Source organism: Aliterella sp. E5.1 (genome assembly GCF_057473825.1).
Map to the genome: position 1 here is coordinate 1 of NZ_JBYCCV010000395.1, position 1,294 is coordinate 1,294.

Consider the following 1,294-nt stretch of genomic DNA (forward strand, 5'->3'; position numbering starts at 1 on the left):
GAAAACGGCTTTAGCGGTGAAAGTTGCAGAACAAGTAAAAGCAGATTTTAAATTTGTGATTTGGCGGAGTTTGCGGAATGCACCACCAATTGAGAAGTTGCTATCCGACTTGATTTTATTTGTTTCCCAACAAAAAGAAGGTGAAAAACCGCTTGGAAATATTGACGAGCAAATTTCTTTATTAATCAAATACCTCAATTCCTCGCGCTGTCTATTAGTTCTTGACAACGCTGAGACAATCTTGCAAAGTGGCGAACGGGGAGGAAACTATCGTCAAGGCTATGAAGGTTACGGACAACTAATTAGACGCATCGCTGATGAGCGTCACCAAAGTTGCCTGGTATTAACCAGTCGCGAAAAACCCATTGGTTTGTCGGCTAGAGAAGGTGAAATACTCCCGGTAAAGTCGCTCTCTATTGCTGGACTTGCTGGAGAAACTGGGCAAATAATCCTTACATCTGTTGGTTTAACGCCTATTGAAGACGAAGCAAAGGAATTAAGCGATCGCACTTGCGGCAATCCTTTAGCGCTCAAAATTGCCGCCGCCACAATTAAGTCTTTGTTTGGGGGAAGTATTAGAGACTTTTTTAGTCAAGGAACAATTGTTTTTGGCGATATTTGGGACTTACTCGAACAACAATTTAATCGCTTGTCTTACTTAGAAAAGCAAGTAATGCGGTGGTTGGCAATTGCCCGCGAACGAGTAACGCTACAAGAATTACACGCAGACATCATTCCCAAAATCCCCCAGCGCGAACTAATGGAAGTGCTGGAATCTTTGCAAAAGCGATCGCTAATTGAAATTAATGCTCTTGGTTGCACTCAGCAACCTGTCGTCATGGAGTATGTAACCGAGGGCTTAGTCAAACAGTTTTATACCGAAATATCTCGCCACGAATTGCAGCTACTTAATAGCCACGTCTTAATTAGAGCTTCCGCTAAAGACTATATCCGAGAAGCACAAATTCGGCTAATTTTGCAACCTGTAACCGCAGCACTTAAAATTTCTTTTGAAAATAAGCAGCGACTTAAAGCCCATCTCGACGGGCTTTTGCAGATTTTGCGGGCTAATGCTGCTTATCAAAATGGGTATGTTGCCGGAAACTTGCTTAACTTGTACTGGCATCTGCAAATCGATTTAGGCGATGCTACTGACTATTCTCACTTAGCTGTCCGCCAAGCTTATTTACCTAACGTAACGCTGCATCAATTCAACTTTACCCAAGCTGAACTCGATCGCTGTGTATTTGCCGAAACCTTTGGGGGAATTACTGGCGTTGCTTTTAGTCCTGAT

General features: G+C 42.8%; 1 pseudogene. It reads left to right on the plus strand.

Annotation, left to right across the window (positions count from 1 at the left end):
• Positions 1-1,294: pseudogene (locus AC2VE5_RS27620) on the plus strand (eIF2A-related protein); the annotation flags it as partial.